This is a genomic window from Streptomyces sp. NPDC048584 (assembly GCF_043199595.1).
GTDB classification, from domain to species: domain Bacteria; phylum Actinomycetota; class Actinomycetes; order Streptomycetales; family Streptomycetaceae; genus Streptomyces; species Streptomyces edwardsiae.
This window is the reverse complement of sequence record NZ_JBICWF010000006.1, coordinates 212,839-230,287: the sequence shown is the minus strand read 5'-3', so window position 1 is coordinate 230,287 and position 17,449 is coordinate 212,839. Positions and strand designations below refer to the sequence as shown.

Sequence of the window (17,449 nt, the reverse complement as noted above, 5' to 3'; positions counted from 1 at the left end):
CGAGGGCGGAGACCATGCGGGAACGAGGCGGGATGGGCGAGTTCTGGCCGGTGCCCGATGTACTGGACTATCTGAACGGCCGCTGGCGGGCCGAACGGACGGTGCGGGACCTGACGGGCGGGGAGGAGGGCCGTTTCGAGGGGACGGTCGTTTTCGGCCCGCTGGAGGGCGGCGGTCTGCTGCAGAGCGAGTCCGGCGACTTCACCTGGCGGGGTGTCACCCGGCCCGCCGAGCGGACCCTGCGCTTTCTGCCCGGTCCCGGCGGCACGGCGGACGTACGGTTCGCGGACGGGCGGCCCTTCCACGGGCTGGACCTCACGACGGGCCGCCACATCGCCGACCACCCCTGCTCGGCGGATCTCTACCGGGGCGAGTTCACCGTGCGGGACGCGGACCACTGGCGGACGGTGTGGCGGGTACGCGGCCCCGCCAAGGACCTGGAGCTCACCACCGTCTACGCGCGCGTGGGCTGAGCGGACGCCCCTTCGAGGCGCAGGCTCCAGCGGCCCGCCCAGCCGGCGACACCGATCGTCGACAGCGGTCCGACGTCGATGCTCCAGAACGCGGACGGCGGCGCCTTGAGCACATACACCAGGGCCGCGCGGATCACGGACGGCTCGGCCACGGCGACGACCCGGCAGTCGTCCTCGGCCGGCCGGGTGTCGAGCCAGCCACCGACCCGGCCGATGAACCCCAGCAGCGACTCCCCGCCGTGCGGGGTGGAGCGCGGGTCGGCGAGCCAGGCGTCCACGGCACCCGGCTCGCGGGCCATCGCCTCACCCAGGGTCAGCCCCCGCCAGCGGCCCATGTCGCAGTCGCGCAGGGCGAGTTGCACGAGTGGCGCGTAGCCGAGGCATTCTCCGGTGGCGCGGCTGCGCGGGGCCGGCGAGCAGTAGCGCAGATCGGCGGCGGCGAGGGGCAGCAGTTCGTGCGCGACCCGTTGCACCGCGCTCCAGCCGGCCCGGTCCAGTGGCCGGTCGTCCTCGAAACGTTCCGCGAGCACCGAGGAGCTCCCCGCGGCGGCGACGAACGTGACCCGAAGTGCCATGCGGCGATCGTGAGACGCCCACGGGTCCGGGTCAAGGGGTGCCGCCGAGCCGTCACTCACGGTACATCCGGCCTCACCGGCTGGTAAGGCCGAGTCGGACGACCGATCCCGAACGCCCCTCAGTCGTCGACGAGCGCCATCCACTGATCCGGCTGCTCCAGCGGCCGGAACCCGAGCCTGGCGTAGACCTCGTGCGCGTCGTGCGTGGCCAGCGCGATCCGGCGCAGCCCGTAGGGACGCAGCTCCTCCCGTACGGCCGCCACCAGCGCCGAGCCCAGACCCTTGCCGCGCGCGGAGGGGTCCACGTACACATCGCACAGCCAGGCGAACGTCGCCCGGTCGGTGATGACGCGGGCGTAGGCCACCTGCTCACCCGAAAGCGTGTCGTAGACGCCGAAGTTGAGCGAGCCCTCGACCGCCCGGTCGTGCTTCTCGCGGGTGCGGCCCAGGGCCCAGTAGGCGTCACCGGCCAGCCACCGGTGCACGCGCTCGGCGTCGATCCGGACGGGGTCGGTGGAGATCTCGTAGCCGTCGGGCAGGGGTGGGGTGTCGGTCATGACGGGATGCTCGCAGCTCACGCGCGGCGACGTCGAACACTTATCCCCGCCGCGTCGCCGGCCCGGGGCGGCGACGGACACCTGTCCCCGCAGCCCGCGCGGCGTGGCTACGGACACCCTTCCCGGCATCCCACCCGGCGCGGCACCGAACACCCACGCCGCCATCCCCCAACCCGGCGCGGCACCGAACACCCACGCCGCCATCCCCCAACCCGGCGCGGCACCGAACACCCACGCCGCCATCCCCCAACCCGGCACGGCACCGAACACCCACGCCGCCGTCCCCCGGCCCGGCGCGGCGTCAGCCTCCGGGCAGCTCGCCCGGCCCGGTGCCCGGCGCCTACCCCCGCGCCTCGTCCCAGGCCGCGCGCAGACGTCGTACGCCTTCCGTGATCTCCTCGGCGCCCGCCACCGCCGCGAAGCTCAGGCGGAGGTGGGCGGCCGGGGGTTCGGCGCTGAAGTAGGGGCGGCCGGGGGTGACGGCGACGCCCGCGCGCAGGGCCGCGGCGGTCAGGGCGGACTCCGCCGTGCCGTCGGGCAGCCGCGGCCACAGGTGGTAGCCGCCGGACGGGATGTGCGGCAGGGCGAGTTCGGGCAGATGGAGGCGGAGCGCGGCGGTCATCGCGTCCCGGCGGGTGCGCAGCGCAGCCGAGATCGCGCGCAGATGGCGCGGCCATGCCGCCGAGCCGACGAGTTCCAGCGTGGCCTCCTGCAGCGGCCGGGACACGAAGAAGGTGTCGACGATCTGGATGGCCCGCAGCCGTTCCAGGACCGGCCCGTGCCCGACCAGCGCGCTCACCCGGAAGCTGGGCGAGGTCGCCTTGGTCAGCGAGCAGACGTGCACCACCACCCCGTCGGGGTCGTCGGCGGCGAGCGGACGCGGCAGCGGGCCCGCGTCCTCGTGCACCAGCCGCCGGACGAAGTCGTCCTCGACGACGAAGGCGCCCGCCTCGCGGGCGATGCGCAGCACCTCGCCGCGGCGCCCGGGGGCGAGCACGGCCCCGGTGGGGTTCTGGAACAGCGGCTGGCAGACGAAGACCCGGGCGCCGGTCGCCCGGAACGCGTCGGCGAGCAGTCCTGGCCGTACGCCGTCCGCGTCCACCGGGACGGGCACCGGGCGCAGTCCGGCCGCGCGGGCGATGGCGAGCATGCCCGGGTAGGTGGGCGACTCGACGAGGACGGGGGCGCCCGGCGGGGCGAGTGCGCGCAGGGCGGTGGTCAGCGCGGACTGTCCGCCCGCGGTGACCAGCACACCGGCCGCCGTGACGGGCCCGCCGATGCTGCGCGCGAACCACTCGCGCAGCTCGGGCAGTCCCTCCATGGGCGGCCGCCCCCAGGCCCCCGGACGGCGCCCGGCGCGGGACAGCGCCGCCGCCATGGCTCGTTCCGGCTGCAGGGAGGGGTGCAGATAGCCGCCGTTGAACTCGATCACCCCGGGCGGCGGCGCGGCCAGCGAGACCAGCACCCCGGAGGCGTCCACCGAGCGCGGTACGAGGTCGGCGGCGCCGTCGGCGCTGAGGGCGACCTCCTGCCAGGAGGTGTCCCCGGCGGGCGCGGACGTCACCCGCGGCTGTGCGCGGAAGGCGCCGGCGCCGGGCCGGGTGACCACCAGTCCCTCGGCGGCGAGCTGCGCCAGCGCGCGGGACACGGTCACCGGGCTGACCCGGAACCGCTCCACCAAAGCCCGGCTGGACGGGAGCTTTCCACCGGGAGAGTAGCGGTCCACCTCTCTTCGCAGCCGATCCGTCAGCTCACCGACACTGCTACGCTCATGCATGAGAGCACAGAGTAGCGCTACCGCCCCGGCGCCGATAGCAGTCACCGCCCCGCACGACCGGCGCGGATTCGGCACCGCCCAGGCCGCCCTCGGCGTGATCGCCTTCTCCCTCACCTTCCCCGCCACCGCCTGGGGTCTCGAGGGCTTCGGGCCCTGGTCGCTGGTGGCCGTGCGCAGTGTGCTCGCGGCGTTCATCGCCGGCGGCTGTCTGCTCGCGCTCCGTGTCCCGCCGCCGGACCGGAAGCACTGGCCCGGACTCGCGGTGGTCGGCGCCGGAGTGGTCCTCGGCTTCCCGATGCTGACCACGCTCGCCCTGCAGACCTCCACCACCGCGCACGCGGCCGTCGTGGTGGGCCTGCTCCCGCTGACCACGGCGCTGCTGTCCGCCCTGCGGGTCGGTTCCCGCCCCTCGCGCACCTTCTGGGTGGCCGCCCTCGCGGGCGCGGCGGCGGTGCTGGCGTTCACCGTGCAGCAGAGCGGCGGCGCGCTGACCACGGCCGACCTGTATCTCTTCGGCGCGCTCCTGGTGTGCGCGGCCGGCTACACCGAGGGCGGCAGGCTGGCCCGGGTGCTGCCGGGCTGGCAGGTGATCGGCTGGGCGCTGCTGCTGTGTCTGCCGCTCACCCTGCCCGTCGCCGCGGTCGCGCTGAGCGTGGAGCCGGTGGAGCCGACCGCGCACAGTGTGGCCGGACTGCTGTGGGTGGCGGCCGGTTCGCAGTTCCTCGGGCTGATCGTGTGGTACCGGGGCATGGCGGCCATCGGCATACCCAAGGCCAGCCAGTTGCAGCTGGCGCAGCCGCTGCTCACACTGGTGTGGTCGGTGCTGCTGCTGAACGAACAGCTGACGGTGGCCGCCCCGCTGACGGCAGCGGCTGTGCTCGTCTGCATCGCCGTCACCCAGCGGGCACGCGGCTGAGAGGAGGCCCCGATGCGCGCAACCGAGGGTGACCAGCTTGTCCAGCACGGCAGGGTGGTCGGCCAGCAGGACAAGGTCGGAGAGATCGTCGAGGTGATGGGCCAGGAGGGGAACCCGCCCTTCCGCGTCCGCTTCGAGGACGGGCACGAGGGCGTGTGCTCACCCGGCCCCGACACCGAGATCCGGCACCGGGCGGCCCAGCGGAGGTGACTCAGCGCGGGGGCTTCGCCGGCCGGCCGTAGTGGTCGGCGACCACCCGCGCCATCGCCCCGGCCGGATCGGCCGCCACCTCACGGGCGGCGAAGAAGACATGCCCGCGCACCTCCGGGTACGTCCCGGCGAGCGTGAGGTGACGGGACAGCTCGGCCGGATCCCGCCAGGGCGCGGGCTGGGCCGGATCGCCCGCCTTGTAGAGAGCCTCCCCGGCGTAGAGCCGGGTCCCGGTACCGCGGACGACCTCCGCCCACCAGGGAAGCAGCTTCGCGTAGTCGGCGGCGGCGAAGCCGATGTTCCAGTACAGCTGAGGGCAGATGTAGTCGATCCAGTTCTCCCGCGCCCACCGGCGGGTGTCGGCGTGCAGATCGTCGTACGTCTGCACGCCCGCGCGTGTGTCCGAGCCCCGCTCGTCCGTCTCCGCGTTGCGCCACACGCCGAAGGGGCTGATGCCGAAGCGAGTGCCGGGCCTGATCCCCTTGATGTGGTCGGCCGTCTCGCGCACCAGGCGGTCGGTGTTGTCCCGCCGCCAGGCCGCCCGGTCCTCGAAGCCACCGCCGAAGGCGTCGTAGGCGAGGTCGTCGTCGAAGGTCTGCCCGGCCACCGGGTACGGGTAGAAGTAGTCGTCGAAGTGGACCGCGTCGACGGGGTAGCGGCGGACCGCGTCCAGCATCGCCTCCCGCACGAACGCGCGGACCTCGGGCAGGCCCGGGTTGTAGTAGAGCCTGCCGCCGTACGTCACGATCCAGCCGGGGTTGCGGCGGGCGGGATGGGAGGCGGTGAGCCGGGCGGGGTCGGCGTGCGTGGCCACGCGGTACGGGTTGAACCAGGCGTGCAGCTCCAGCCCGCGCGCGTGCGCCTCCTCGACGGCCGTGCCGAGCGGGTCCCAGCCGGGATGCGCGCCCTGGATACCCGTGAGGTACCGCGACCAGGGTTCGTACGGCGACGGCCACAGCGCGTCGGCGGTGGGCCGTACCTGGAGGACCACCGTGTTGAGGCGGTTGTGGACAGCCGTGTCGAGGTGGGCGAGCAGTTCGGCGCGCTGCCGCGCGGCGCTCAGCCCCGGCCGGGAGGGCCAGTCCCGGTTGGTGACGGTGGCCACCCACATGGCCCGCATCTCACCGGTCGCGGTGGCCGGCACCTCGCGGCGGCCGGGCGCGGCCGACGCCCGCGGCACCGTCGCCAGCGCGGCCAGCGCCGCCGTGGCGAACACCCTGCGTGACACCCGCCCCATCGCATCCCCCTGCAACACCGTCGGAACACCTGGTCAGGTACGGTCCTGCGGCCAGGATGCCCCACCCCCGCGATCGATCATCGATACTTCCGGGTAACGTGCACGAACGGAGCAGGCCCGGGACCGGAACCTGCCACAGCCGTAAGCAGGAGCGAAAGGACCGATGTGACGGACATCGAACGCGTCGGAGTGGTGGGCTGCGGTCAGATGGGTGCGGGGATCGCCGAAGTGTGCGCCCGGGCCGGACTGGACGTCAAGGTGGCCGAGACCACCGGCGAGGCTCTGGAGATCGGCCGCACCCGGCTGTTCAACTCCCTGTCGAAGGCGGCCGAGCGCGGCAAGATCTCCACGGAGGAGCTGGAGGCCACGCAGGCGCGGCTGAGCTTCACCACGGACCTCGGCGAGTTCGCCGACCGTGATCTGGTGATCGAGGCCGTGGTCGAGAACGAGCAGGTCAAGACCGAGATCTTCCAGGTTCTCGACCAGGTCGTGACCCGGCCCGACGCGATCCTGGCGTCCAACACCTCCTCCATCCCGCTGGTGAAGCTGGCGGTCGCCACCGCTCGGCCGGACCATGTCATCGGCATCCACTTCTTCAACCCGGCCCCTGTGCAGAAGCTGGTCGAGCTGATCCCGGCGCTCACCACCTCCGAGGGCACGCTGAGCCGTGCCCAGGCCTTCACCGAGAAGACGCTGGGCAAGCACGCGATCCGCGCCCAGGACCGCTCCGGGTTCGTGGTGAACGCGCTGCTGATCCCGTACCTGCTCTCCGCGATCCGGATGTTCGAGTCGGGCATCGCCAGCCGTGAGGACATCGACAACGGCATGGAGATGGGCTGCGCCCACCCGATGGGTCCGCTGAAGCTGTCCGACCTGATCGGCCTGGACACGGTGGCCTCGGTGGCGTACTCGATGTACGAGGAGTACAAGGAACCGCTCTACGCCGCTCCCCCGCTGCTCCAGCGCATGGTCGACGCGGGCCGCCTCGGCCGCAAGAGCGGCTCGGGCTTCTACACCTACTGAGCTCCGGTGAAGGCCCGGCACCCCGCGGGAAACCGACCGACAGCGTCCCCGCGGGGTGCCGGGCCTTCGGCGTTTCAGGGCCTGTCGTCCTGGCCGAGCCTGAGGTGGTGCAGCAGGAGTAACGCCGCGGCCATGCCCGCGGCCGGGACCTCTCCGGCGGCGACCAGATCGGGGACCACCTTCAGGGGCACCCACTCCCGGCGGTCCGACTCGAAGTCGTCCACCGGGTGGCCGACGTACTCGCCCTCGTCGGACCAGTAGACGTGGTGCCGGGCGTCGGTGAGGCCATTGGACGGCTCCACGCTCATCAGACGGCGCAGCGGTCCCGGCCGCCAGCCGGTCTCCTCCTCCAGTTCCCTCGCGGCGGCCACCGCGATGTCCTCGCCGTCCTCGACGACGCCGGCGGCGAGCTCCCATCCCCAGCTGTCGGTGATGAAGCGGTGGCGCCACAGCAGGAGGACCTCGTTGGCCTCGTTCACCACCGTGGCCACGGCGACGGGCCGCAGCCGTACGAGGAAGTGGTCGAGGTGCCGGCCGTCCGGCAGCTCGACATCGGCGAGGTTGACGCTGAACCAGCGGTTGGCGTACACGGTCTTTTCGCTCTGCTTCGTCCACTGCATGGTGCTGCCACCTTCCGACGGGTAAGGCGCAATATCGCAGCAGCGACGGCCCCGCAGGCAGGCGCACGGGAGGCCGCCCGCGGCGCAGCGACGGGCGCGGCGGGGGCGCGGACAGGGCACGTGGCGTGGGGGATGCGCCGGTCGCCAGGGGGCGTCCGACACGGGAGCACGCGACGCCGCGGCCATGGGTCGGACACCCTCTAGAGCGGTACGCGCAGTGCCCCGTCGATGAGTTCGGCCGCCTCGGCGCTGCCGGCGCCGCCGCTGCGGACGAGGTGCTCACGCACCGCGCGCAGCCGGTCCCGCACCCGCTGCGACTCCATTCCCCTGGCCAGTTCGGCCATCTGCACGGCGAGGACGACCGCCCTGTCGGCATTGCCCTGGCGCAGTTCGACGGTGCTCAGCATGGCCAGCCGGTGCACCCGGCCCCGGTCGTGCGCCGGCGTGTCCACGGCCGCCGCCGCGTGCTCGCCGGCCGCCGCCAGTTCGCCCAGGCTGAGCAGTGCCTCCGCCACCTGGACGTTGACCAGGCCCGGCTGGACATAGCCGGTCTCGTCGGGTTCGGTGCCGCGCCGGATCCGCTCGGCGGCCTGCTCGGCCCGCCGGATGCAGGACAGCGCGCCGCTGCCGTCGCCGAGGTGCGCGTACGCCTTGGCCTGCATCGCGTACAGGTCGGAGGCGAGCGCCGGGGTGATGTGGGGGCCGGCGGCGCGCAGCGCGGCCTCCGCGAAGGCGACGGCCTGCCGGTACTCCCGCATGAACAGCGACTGGTTGACGAGGAGCGCGATCACATAGGCGCCCAGTCCCCGGTCGCCACTGGCCTTCGCCAGCCGCAGCGCCTGGTGGAAGTAGCGCTGGGCGAGCCCGTGCGCGTCGGAGTCGTACGCGCAGATGCCGGCGATCGCCACCAGGCCGCCGGTGGCGCGGTGGAGCTGGCGGCCGGTGGCGTCGGTGTAGCTGCCGCGCAGCAGGGGGGCGGCCTCGGCGTTGAGGAAGCCGACGATCCGGGCGCGGGTCGCGACCCCGCCCGCCTTGCGGTACAGCCGCTCGTAGTGGGTGCGGGCGGTGCGCAGCATGTCGAGGTCGCCGGTGGTGACGCGGTGCCGGCCGCCGCGGGAGACGTCCACGTCCTCGGGCGGGTTCTCCCACTCCCAGACGGGCATCACGGCGGGCGTGCCGGTGACGGCGGGGGCGCCGAGTATGTGCGGGCGGCGCTGCTGGTCGGAGCGCCACAGCGCGGTGGCCCGCTCGACGAACCCGGAGAGGGAGCCGGTGTGCGGGGCGGCCGGTTCGCCGGGCACACCGAGGCCGATGTCGTCGAGGGTGACCTGCCGCCGCAGCCGGGCGGCGAGCACCTCGCAGATCAGGTCGGGCACCTGGCCGCGGGGCCGCTGTCCCTTCAGCCACCGTGCCACGGCGGTGTGTTCGTAGCGGAGCGACAGTCCGCGGGCCCGTCCGGCCTGGTTGACGTGGGCCGCCAGGCCCGCGTGCGAGATCCCGGACTCGTCCAGGATCGCGTCGAGGAGAGTGTTGGGCTGCATTCCAGGCCCCCCGTTGGCTCGGTGGCGGACAGAGTAATGGCCGGCCGTTCACACGGGGTGTGAACGGAGTGCCCCGATCCGTAGTGTGCGCACACTGTCGCTGAGCGTGTCCGGCCGGTTGACTGAACTGCCTCGCAAGAGGCCGGCCGGGCCGCCGGCTCCCCCTCGTACAGTGCGGCGGCCCGATTCCACGCCGTCCGCCCCGCTGCCTGCCCGACACTCCGTGGTGGGACGGACGGCGTGGCGCGGCCGGTCACGCGGGGGACTGGAGGTGGGGTTTCGCGTGCGGGTGCGCGGCGGTGACGCCCACATGCCGCTCGTTTCTGAGGATCAGCAGCGCCACGTCGTCGTCCGGCGGGCCGGCGGTGTGCCGCAGGAGTGCGGTCAGGACCGTGCACAGGACGGACCGGGGCGTGAGGGGGCGTTCCCGGGCGGCCGCGGTGAGGACGTCGCGCAGCGGGAAGAACCGGCCCTCTGCGTCCCGCGCCTCCTCGGCTCCGTCCGTATGCAGGACGAGCGCGTCGCCGGGCAGCAGCGGGCGGCAGAGGACGGCGGGAAGGTCCGCGGGCAGCGGGAACAGGCCGAGCGGCGGGAGCGGTTCGGTGCGGGCGAGCGGTTCTGCCCGTGCGCCGGTGAGCAGATACGGCCAGGGGTGGCCGCAGTTCAGGGCCCGTACGACGCCGTCGGGGAGGATCTCCAGGAGCAGGACGGTGACGAACTCCTCGCCGGGCGGGCCGTCCTGGGCGTGTGCGCGCAGGTGCCGGGCCATCGCCCGGTCCAGCCGGCGCAGCACACCGGCGAGGTCCGCCTCGTCGTGGGCGGCCTCGCGGAAGCTGCCGAGGACGGCGGCGGCGGTCCGGACTGCCCCGAGGCCATGGCCGCGTACGTCGCCGATGACGGCGCGCACGCCGTGCTCGGTGGAGACCACCTCGTACAGGTCGCCGCCGATCCGGGCGCCGGGGTCGGCGGAGAGGTGGACCGCGGCGGCGGCCAGGCCGTCGACTTTCGGGGGCGGCGGCCTCAGCAGCGCGCTCTGTGCGGCCTCGGCGGTCCGGCGGGCCTCACGCAGGTCGCGCAGGAGGCGGTGGCGCACGTGCATCACCAGGCCGGTGATGAGCGCGCACATGACGGCGCTGCTGATGAGGCGGGCGGTGAGGGCGTCGTCGTGGGCGAGTGGGCAGGTCGCGCGGTAGGCCACCGCGGTGGCGCCCAGGGCAGTGGGTACGGCGTAGGTGGGCAGCCTTGTGGGCTGGAACCTTGGTGGCACCCTGTGGGGAGCCCCAGGCTTGAAGCGGATCATGCGGATGGCCCCCCATTTTGGCCCGGACAGCGCAGACCGGCCTCGCGAGGCCGGTCTGATTCTGTCCAGTGGGTGGCGTGAAATGGGGGTATCGGAGTGGTTAGTCACCCGAACGAGTGAGGTGACCGGCGGGTTGAGGGGAGTGGGGGAGGCGCGGGGGTTGTGTCGCGCCCCCGCGCGGCCCGGGGGGCGGGGGAATTGTCGCCCCCGCCGCCCCTTCCCGTCCCCGGGGCTCCGCCCCGGACCCCGCTCCTTCAAACGCCGGAGGGGCTGGAACTCAGCCCCTCAGGGTCGCTCCCGTGCGGTCTCCCGCCAGCGTCACCGCCGCCTCCCTGGCCGCCGACGCCTCGTCGACCGTCAGGGTGCGGTCGGTGGCTCGGAAGCGAAGGGCGTAGGCCAGGGACTTGCGGCCCTCGCCGAGCTGGTCGGCGTTCTCGTACACGTCGAACAGGCGGATGGACTCCAGCAGTTCGCCGGCGCCCTCGCGCAGCGCCGCCTCCACCTCCGACGCGGGCACGAACGCGTCGACGACCAGGGCGACGTCCTGCGTGGCGACCGGGAAGGTGGAGATGACCGGCGCCTGCGGGGTGTCGTCGCCGACCTGCTCCAGGGCGTCCAGGTCCAGCTCCATCGCGCAGGCGCGCGCGGGCAGGCCCAGGGTCTTCAGGACGCGCGGATGCAGCTCGCCGGCGTGCCCGATGATCCGCTCCTCGCCGTCGACCGTGACGGTCAGCTCGGCGCAGCGGCCGGGGTGCCACGGGCCGTACTGGCCCTTGCGGACGCCCAGTTCGGCGCCGGCCTCACGGGCGACGGTCCGGGCGGCCTCGACCGCGTCGGCCCAGTCGCTGGCACGGCCCCTGCCCCACCAGCCGGCCTGCTCGCGGGCGCCGGCCAGCACCACGGCGACGTGCCGGGGCTGGTCGGGCAGCGCGGCGTCCAGCGCGGCGATGTCGTCCTCGCTGGGGCGCCGGTCCACGGGCAGGTTCGCGGCGGCCCGCTGCCCGTCGCGCGGCTGGAAGACCAGGCCGGTCTCGAACAGGGCGAGGTCGTGCGAGCCCCGGCCGTCGTTGCGGCGCAGCGCGCCGAGCAAACCCGGCAGCAGCGAGGTGCGCAGCGCGGGCTCCTCGTCGCTGAGCGGGTTGACCAGCTTCACGACACGGCGGGCCGGGTCGTCGGCGTCCAGGCCGAGCTGGTCGAAGACCTGCTCGCTGACGAACGGGTAGTTCAGCGCCTCGACGTAGCCGGCGCCGGCCAGGGCGCGGCCGATCCGGCGGTGCAGACGCTGGCGGGCGGTGAGCCCGCGGCCGGCCGGCGGCTTGGGCAGCGTGGAGGGCAGGTTCTCGTAGCCCTCCAGCCGGATGACCTCTTCGGCCAGGTCGTTCGGGTCGGTGAGGTCGGGCCGCCAGGACGGCACGGTGACGATCAGCTCGTCCTGGCCGTACACGTCGCAGCCGACCTCCTGGAGGCGGCGTACGACGGTCTCGCGGCCGTACGTCACACCCGCGACCTTGTCCGGGTGGTCGGCGGGCGCGGTGATGGTGTGCGGCGCGGTCGGGGCGATGACCTCGGTGACGCCGGCCTCGGCGGTGCCGCCCGCGAGCAGCACCAGCAGGTCGACGGTGCGCTGCGCGGCAGCGGCGGCGGCCTGCGGGTCGACGCCGCGCTCGAAGCGGCGGGACGCCTCCGAGGACAGCTTGTGGCGGCGGGCGGTGCGCGCGATGGACACCTGGTCGAAGTGGGCGGCCTCGATGACCACGTCGCCGGTCGACTTCTCGAGGTCGTCGTGGTCGGCGATCTCCGTGTTCGCGCCGCCCATGACGCCCGCGAGGCCGATGGGGCCGCGGTCGTCGGTGATGACGAGATCCTCGGCGTGCAGCTTCCGCTCGACGCCGTCGAGGGTGACGAGCTTCTCGCCCTCGGCTGCCCGGCGCACGCCGATGGTGCCCTGGACCAGGGAGCGGTCGTAGGCGTGCAGCGGCTGGCCGAGCTCCATCATCACGTAGTTGGTGACGTCGACGGCGAGCGAGATCGGGCGCATGCCGACCTTCTGCAGCCGGCGCTTCAGCCAGATCGGGGAGCGCACCTCGGGGCTGAGGCCGGTCACCGTACGGGCGGTGAAGCGGTCGCAGCCGGCCGGGTCGGACACCTTCACCGGGTAGCCGAACGCGTTCGGGCCGGGCACGTCGAGGAGGGCCGGGTCGCGCAGCGGCAGCCCGTAGGCGATGGCGGTCTCGCGGGCGACGCCGCGGAGGGAGAGGCAGTCGCCGCGGTTGGCGGTGACGGCGATGTCCAGGACCTCGTCGACGAGTTCGAGGAGCTCGATGGCGTCCTTGCCGACCTCGGTCTCCGGCGGCAGCACGATGATGCCGTGCGTACCGTCGTCGCCCATGCCCAGCTCGTCGGCGGAGCAGATCATGCCGTGGGACGTCTTGCCGTACGTCTTGCGGGCGCTGATCGAGAAGCCGCCGGGCAGGGTGGCGCCGGGGAGGACCACGACGACCTTGTCGCCGACGGCGAAGTTGCGGGCGCCGCAGACGATCTCCTGCGGCTCACCGGTGCCGTTGGCCTGCCCCACGTTCACCGTGCAGAAGCGGATCGGCTTCTTGAAGCCCTCCAGCTCCTCGATGGTCAGTACCTGGCCGACGACGAGGGGGCCCTTGAGGTCGGCGCCGAGGTGCTCGACGGTCTCGACCTCCAGCCCGGCCGAAATGAGCTTGGCCTGTACGTCACGGCCGGTCTCCGTCGCCGGCAGGTCGACGTACTCCCGCAGCCAAGAAAGCGGGATCCGCATCAGATCTCCATCCCGAACGGCCGGGTGAACCGGACGTCACCCTCGACCATGTCTCGCATGTCCTCGACGTTGTGGCGGAACATCAGCATCCGCTCGATGCCGAACCCGAAGGCGAAGCCGCTGTACTTCTCGGGGTCGACGCCGCAGGCGGTGAGCACCCGCGGGTTGACCATGCCGCAGCCGCCGAGCTCGATCCAGCCCTCGGACGAGCAGGTGCGGCAGGGCCGGTCGGGGTTGCCGACGGACGCGCCCTTGCACACGTAGCAGAGCATGTCCATCTCGGCGGACGGCTCGGTGAAGGGGAAGAAGTTCGGCCGCAGCCGGGTCTTCATCTCCGCGCCGAACAGCGACTGGACCATGTGGTCCAGGGTGCCCTTGAGGTCCGCCATGGTGAGGCCCTCGTCCACGGCGAGCAGCTCGACCTGGTGGAAGACGGGGGTGTGTGTGGCGTCCAGCTCGTCGGTGCGGTACACCCGGCCGGGGCAGATCACGTAGACCGGCAGCTCGCGCTCCAGCAGGGAGCGGATCTGCACGGGCGAGGTGTGGGTGCGCAGGACGACACCGGACCCGGTGCCGCCCGAGCCCACGGCGGAGCCGTTGTCGGATGCGGTCTGTACGAAGAAGGTGTCGGCCTCGCCGCGGGCCGGGTGGTCCGGGCCGATGTTGAGGGCGTCGAAGTTGAACCACTCGGCCTCGGCCTGGGGGCCCTCGGCGACCTCGTAGCCCATGGCCACGAAGACGTCCTCGATGCGCTCCGACAGCGTGGTGAGCGGGTGGCGGGCGCCGGCCGGGACGCGGTCGTGGGGGAGCGTGACGTCCACGGCCTCCTCGACCAGGACGCGCGCGTCGCGCTCGGCCTCGAGTTCGGCCTGGCGGCCGGCGAGCGCCTTGTTCACGGCGCCGCGTGCCTGGCCGACGCGCTTGCCGGCCTCGGCCTTGGCCTGCGGGGGCAGGGCGCCGATCTCGCGGTTGGCCAGCGCCAGCGGGGAGGCGCCGCCGGTGTGGGCGACCTTGGCCTCCTGGAGCGCGTCGAGGGAGTCCGCGGCGGCGAAGGCGGCGAGCGCCTCGTCCCGCATGCGCTCGATCTCTTCCGGTTTCAACGCCTCGACCTCGACAGGGTCGTACGACTTATTCGGTGCCGACATCTCTTCCCGTACTTCCGATTGTCCCCCAGCTACCGCTGGGAGGTGCCCCCAGGCTGATGGTCCCCGTACCGACTCCTGGACGGTCCGTCCAGGTCTTTGGGACACAAAGGTGCCAAAGGCCGAGTCTAACGGTGCGGGGGTGAGCGAATGCGCCCGTGGGGCCGGGCCCGGATCTCAGCTGAGATACGCGGGTGCCGCCACGGGCAACGTAAATCGGAACTCGGCGCCGCCGCCGGGGGCGCGTCCGACCGTGATGGTGCCGCCGTGGGCTTCGACGATGCCCTTGACGATGTACAGCCCGAGGCCCGTGCCGCCGCGTTTGCTGCCCCGCCAGAAGCGGGTGAAGACGCGGTTCATGGACTCCTCCGGGATGCCGGGCCCCTCGTCGCTCACCGTGACCGACGTGGCCGCGCTCTCGCCGGTCTCCCGTTCGCGCGGGGACGCCGAGGGCGTGATGTCGATCGTGACAGTTCCCTCGCCGTGGCGCACCGCATTTTCCAGCAGGTTGCTGAGCACCTGGTCCACCTTGTCGGGGTCGGCCCACAGGTCGGGCAGCGGGTGCTGCACCCGGAGCAGGAAGCGGTCGGCCTCCTGGCCCGCCGCGACGTAGGCCTGGATGTGCCGTCCGACGGCGGCCCCGATGTCGACGGGCTGGCGGCGCACCTCGAGGCGGCCGGAGTCGATACGGGATATGTCGAGCAGCTCGGCGATGAGCCGGGTGACCCGGTCGGCGTCGGCGTCGACGGTCTCCAGCATCAGCCGTTTCTGGTCGTCGGTGAACCGCTCCCACTTGGCGAGCAGGGTGGCGGTGAAGCCCTTGACGGAGGTGAGCGGGGAGCGCAGTTCGTGGGCGACGGTGGCGATCAGCTCGGCGTGACTGCGCTCGGTGCGGCGCCGGGCCTCGGTGTCGCGCAGGCCGACGACGACCCGGCGGACGGGGCCGGTGGGCCGGGTACGGACGTAGCGGGCGGAGACGAGGACCTCTCGGCCGCCGGGGAGCAGCAGGTTGCGTTCGGGCTGGCGGACGCGGATGGCGAGGCCGCCGTAGGGGTCGGTGAGCTGCCACCAGCGGCGGCCCTCCAGGTCCTCTAACGGCAGGACGGTCTCCAGCGGCTGCCCGAGGGCACGCTCGGCGGGGACGGCGGTGATACGGGCGGCGGCCGTGTTGAAGCAGATCACCCGCCCGTGCTCGTCGGCGACGACGAGTCCGTCGGGGAGCTGGTCGGGGTCGATGCCGAGTTCGGCGAGATCACCGGGCCGGGGCGCGGGCGGGCGCGCGGCCCGTCGTGCCCCCGGTGCGCTGCTCGTGCCGACACTCATCCCCGTACCCCACCTCTCGGACCATCCTCGGGGCGCCCCGTGCTCGAGCCCCTGCCGAGAGCTTGGGGAGGGTCCCCGGGCTGGTCACCCTACTAGCTCCCGGTGACGGAGCGGCACCCTCCGGCGGCGCGCTGTGCACGGGCCGACGCGTAGAGACATACGGCGGCGGCGGTCGCGAGGTTCAGGCTCTCCGCCTTTCCGTGGATGGGAACGCGGACGACGGCGTCGGTGAGGGCGCGGGTCTCCTCGGGCAGGCCCCAGGCCTCGTTGCCGAAGACCCAGGCGGTGGGGCCGCCCATGGTGCCCTTGTCCAGCTCGTCGTCGAGGTCCCGGTCGCCCGCGCCGTCGGCGGCGAGGAGGCGTACGCCCGCGTCCCGCAGTCCGGCCACGGCCTGTTCTACGGGGACGCCGACGGCGACGGGAAGGTGGAACAGGGAGCCGACGGAGGCGCGTACGGCCTTGGGGTTGTACAGGTCGACGGAGGCGTCGGTGAGGACGACGGCGTCGGCTCCGGCGGCGTCGGCGCAGCGCAGCACGGTGCCGGCGTTCCCGGGGTCGCGTACATGGGCGAGGACGGCGACGAGCCTGGGCCGGGCGGCGAGGATCTCCTGGAACGGCGTGTCCAGGAACCGGCACACCCCTACCAGTCCCTGCGGGGTGACGGTGGTGGAGATGTCGGCGATGACGTCCTCGGACGCGAGGTGGATACGCGCCCCGGCGTCACGGGCCGCCCCGACGATGTCGGCGTACCGCTCGGCGGCCTCGACGGTGGCGAACAGTTCGACGAGCGTGTCCCCGTGCCCCGCCGCCTCCCGCACGGCCTGCGGCCCCTCGGCGAGAAACAGCCGCTCCTTCCCCCGGAAATTCCGCTTCCCGAGCCGCCGGGCGGCAGCGACACGCGGAGACCGGGGGGAGATCAGCTCAGGGCTGACGGGAACCATTTCTTCACCTTCGGAGGAATCGCAATGGACGGGGTCACGGCAACGGTGCCGTCCCTCCGGCACCACTGGGGCACGCCGCCCTGCGAACAGCGGCGCCCGCAACCCTCTGGGGGCGCGGGGCTGTTTCGATGTGCGGCTCCGCCGCGTGGGCGCGACCGGCCACAGCCGGGCCCGCACCCGAAGGACCGCCGAGGAACGGCAAACAACAGGACCCGCAGGCTCAAGGCTTGCGGGTCCTGAACTCACGTCGGCCTCAAGCCAACGCAGTGCTTACGCGGCCTTCGGCGCGTTGACGTCCGCCGGCAGCGCCTTCTGCGCGACCTCGACCAGCGCGGCGAACGCCGTCGCGTCGTTGACGGCCAGCTCCGCGAGGATCTTGCGGTCGACCTCGACGTTCGCGGCCTTCAGGCCCTGGATGAAGCGGTTGTACGTGATGCCGTTGGCGCGGGCAGCGGCGTTGATGCGCTGGATCCACAGCTGGCGGAAGTCACCCTTGCGCTTCTTGCGGTCGTTGTAGTTGTAGACCAGCGAGTGGGTGACCTGCTCCTTGGCCTTGCGGTACAGGCGCGAGCGCTGACCGCGGTAGCCGGAGGCCTGCTCGAGGATCGCCCGGCGCTTCTTGTGGGCGTTGACTGCCCGCTTGACGCGTGCCACTTGTTAACTCCTTGTAGCGGGGCCGTGGTTGTCGTCACACGGCCCGGAAACGATTGGGTCCCGGTGTGCGTGGATCAGGCGCGGTGCGCCCGACCTCACTTGCCGAGAAGCTTCTTGATCTTCGCGGCGTCGCCCGGGGCCATCTCGGCGTTGCCGGTGAGGCGACGCGTCACGCGGGACGACTTGTGCTCGAGCAGGTGGCGCTTGCCGGCGCGCTCACGGAGCACCTTGCCGGAGCCGGTGATCTTGAAGCGCTTGCTGGCACCGCTGTGCGACTTGTTCTTCGGCATAGCGCCGTTCTCTCCTCGTCGGTGGCGCTCCGGTGCCCGGTCTTGCGAACCGGGCACGGTGGAGCGTCGTACTTGTTGT

The 17,449-nt window shown here is 73.0% G+C and carries 17 protein-coding genes; 4 read left to right on the top strand and 13 right to left on the bottom strand.

The features are described 5' to 3' along the window. Positions 1-32: 32 nt before the first annotated feature. The gene (locus ACGFR9_RS15965; protein WP_393208557.1) at positions 33-473 is read left to right on the top strand and encodes a DUF6314 family protein; all 441 of its coding nucleotides are present in this window, start codon (positions 33-35) and stop codon (positions 471-473) included. Here the strand turns inward: ACGFR9_RS15965 and ACGFR9_RS15960 are convergent. From ACGFR9_RS15960 to ACGFR9_RS15950, 3 genes are all read right to left on the bottom strand, one after another. After that, on the bottom strand, positions 455-1,048 hold the full coding sequence (locus ACGFR9_RS15960; RefSeq protein ID WP_393208068.1) for a histidine phosphatase family protein: 594 nt from the start codon (positions 1,046-1,048) through the stop codon (positions 455-457). The two genes, ACGFR9_RS15965 and ACGFR9_RS15960, sit on opposite strands and share 19 nt — an antisense overlap. A gap of 119 nt (positions 1,049-1,167) precedes the next feature. Next, a complete protein-coding gene (locus ACGFR9_RS15955) occupies positions 1,168-1,605 on the bottom strand; it encodes a GNAT family N-acetyltransferase (RefSeq protein WP_393208065.1) in 438 nt (145 codons plus the stop codon). 340 nt (positions 1,606-1,945) lie between these two features. Then, complete coding sequence (locus ACGFR9_RS15950) at positions 1,946-3,382, bottom strand: PLP-dependent aminotransferase family protein (RefSeq protein WP_393208062.1); 1,437 nt, start codon at positions 3,380-3,382, stop codon at positions 1,946-1,948. Between ACGFR9_RS15950 and ACGFR9_RS15945 the strand changes: the two genes are divergently transcribed. Both ACGFR9_RS15945 and ACGFR9_RS15940 read left to right on the top strand, forming a co-directional pair. After that, positions 3,381-4,298, top strand: a complete 918-nt coding sequence (locus tag ACGFR9_RS15945) for a DMT family transporter (RefSeq protein WP_393208059.1) — start codon at positions 3,381-3,383, stop codon at positions 4,296-4,298. The genes ACGFR9_RS15950 and ACGFR9_RS15945 overlap by 2 nt on opposite strands. Before the next feature lie 12 nt (positions 4,299-4,310). Continuing rightward, the gene (locus tag ACGFR9_RS15940) at positions 4,311-4,508 is read left to right on the top strand and encodes a DUF1918 domain-containing protein (RefSeq protein ID WP_393208056.1); all 198 of its coding nucleotides are present in this window, start codon (positions 4,311-4,313) and stop codon (positions 4,506-4,508) included. Between the two features lies 1 nt (position 4,509). On the opposite strand, the gene ACGFR9_RS15935 is transcribed toward ACGFR9_RS15940, so the two are convergent. Continuing rightward, the gene (locus tag ACGFR9_RS15935) at positions 4,510-5,745 is read right to left on the bottom strand and encodes a glycoside hydrolase family 10 protein (RefSeq protein WP_393208053.1); all 1,236 of its coding nucleotides are present in this window, start codon (positions 5,743-5,745) and stop codon (positions 4,510-4,512) included. Between the two features lie 165 nt (positions 5,746-5,910). Between ACGFR9_RS15935 and ACGFR9_RS15930 the strand changes: the two genes are divergently transcribed. Continuing rightward, complete coding sequence (locus ACGFR9_RS15930; protein WP_030225233.1) at positions 5,911-6,768, top strand: 3-hydroxybutyryl-CoA dehydrogenase; 858 nt, start codon at positions 5,911-5,913, stop codon at positions 6,766-6,768. A gap of 74 nt (positions 6,769-6,842) precedes the next feature. On the opposite strand, the gene ACGFR9_RS15925 is transcribed toward ACGFR9_RS15930, so the two are convergent. The 9 genes from ACGFR9_RS15925 to rpmI all read right to left on the bottom strand — a co-directional run bounded on the left by ACGFR9_RS15925 (position 6,843) and on the right by rpmI (position 17,370). Further along, a complete protein-coding gene (locus tag ACGFR9_RS15925; RefSeq protein ID WP_393208050.1) occupies positions 6,843-7,388 on the bottom strand; it encodes an NUDIX hydrolase in 546 nt (181 codons plus the stop codon). Positions 7,389-7,588: 200 nt separating this feature from the next. Continuing rightward, on the bottom strand, positions 7,589-8,929 hold the full coding sequence (locus ACGFR9_RS15920) for a transcriptional regulator (RefSeq protein WP_393208047.1): 1,341 nt from the start codon (positions 8,927-8,929) through the stop codon (positions 7,589-7,591). A 253-nt stretch (positions 8,930-9,182) separates the two neighbouring features. Beyond that, positions 9,183-10,229: a PP2C family protein-serine/threonine phosphatase gene (locus ACGFR9_RS15915; protein WP_393208044.1), complete on the bottom strand. Its 1,047-nt coding sequence runs from the start codon at positions 10,227-10,229 to the stop codon at positions 9,183-9,185. Between the two features lie 277 nt (positions 10,230-10,506). Continuing rightward, on the bottom strand, positions 10,507-13,020 hold the full coding sequence (gene pheT, locus ACGFR9_RS15910) for a phenylalanine--tRNA ligase subunit beta (RefSeq protein WP_393208041.1): 2,514 nt from the start codon (positions 13,018-13,020) through the stop codon (positions 10,507-10,509). Next, positions 13,020-14,165 carry a phenylalanine--tRNA ligase subunit alpha gene (gene pheS / locus ACGFR9_RS15905; RefSeq protein ID WP_393208038.1) on the bottom strand — a complete coding sequence of 382 codons (1,146 nt, stop codon included), beginning with the start codon at positions 14,163-14,165 and terminating at the stop codon, positions 13,020-13,022. Before pheS ends, pheT begins: the two co-directional genes overlap by 1 nt. 174 nt (positions 14,166-14,339) lie before the next feature. Beyond that, positions 14,340-15,485 (bottom strand): ATP-binding protein, encoded by a 1,146-nt coding sequence (locus ACGFR9_RS15900; RefSeq protein ID WP_030225243.1) that lies wholly within the window; start codon positions 15,483-15,485, stop codon positions 14,340-14,342. Between the two features lie 92 nt (positions 15,486-15,577). After that, complete coding sequence (locus ACGFR9_RS15895) at positions 15,578-16,426, bottom strand: TrmH family RNA methyltransferase (protein ID WP_393208035.1); 849 nt, start codon at positions 16,424-16,426, stop codon at positions 15,578-15,580. A gap of 270 nt (positions 16,427-16,696) precedes the next feature. Then, a complete protein-coding gene (rplT, locus tag ACGFR9_RS15890; protein ID WP_004933571.1) occupies positions 16,697-17,080 on the bottom strand; it encodes a 50S ribosomal protein L20 in 384 nt (127 codons plus the stop codon). Positions 17,081-17,175: 95 nt separating this feature from the next. Then, entirely contained in the window at positions 17,176-17,370 is a 195-nt protein-coding gene (gene rpmI, locus ACGFR9_RS15885; protein WP_003977225.1) for a 50S ribosomal protein L35, read from the bottom strand. Between the last annotated feature and the right edge of the window lie 79 nt (positions 17,371-17,449).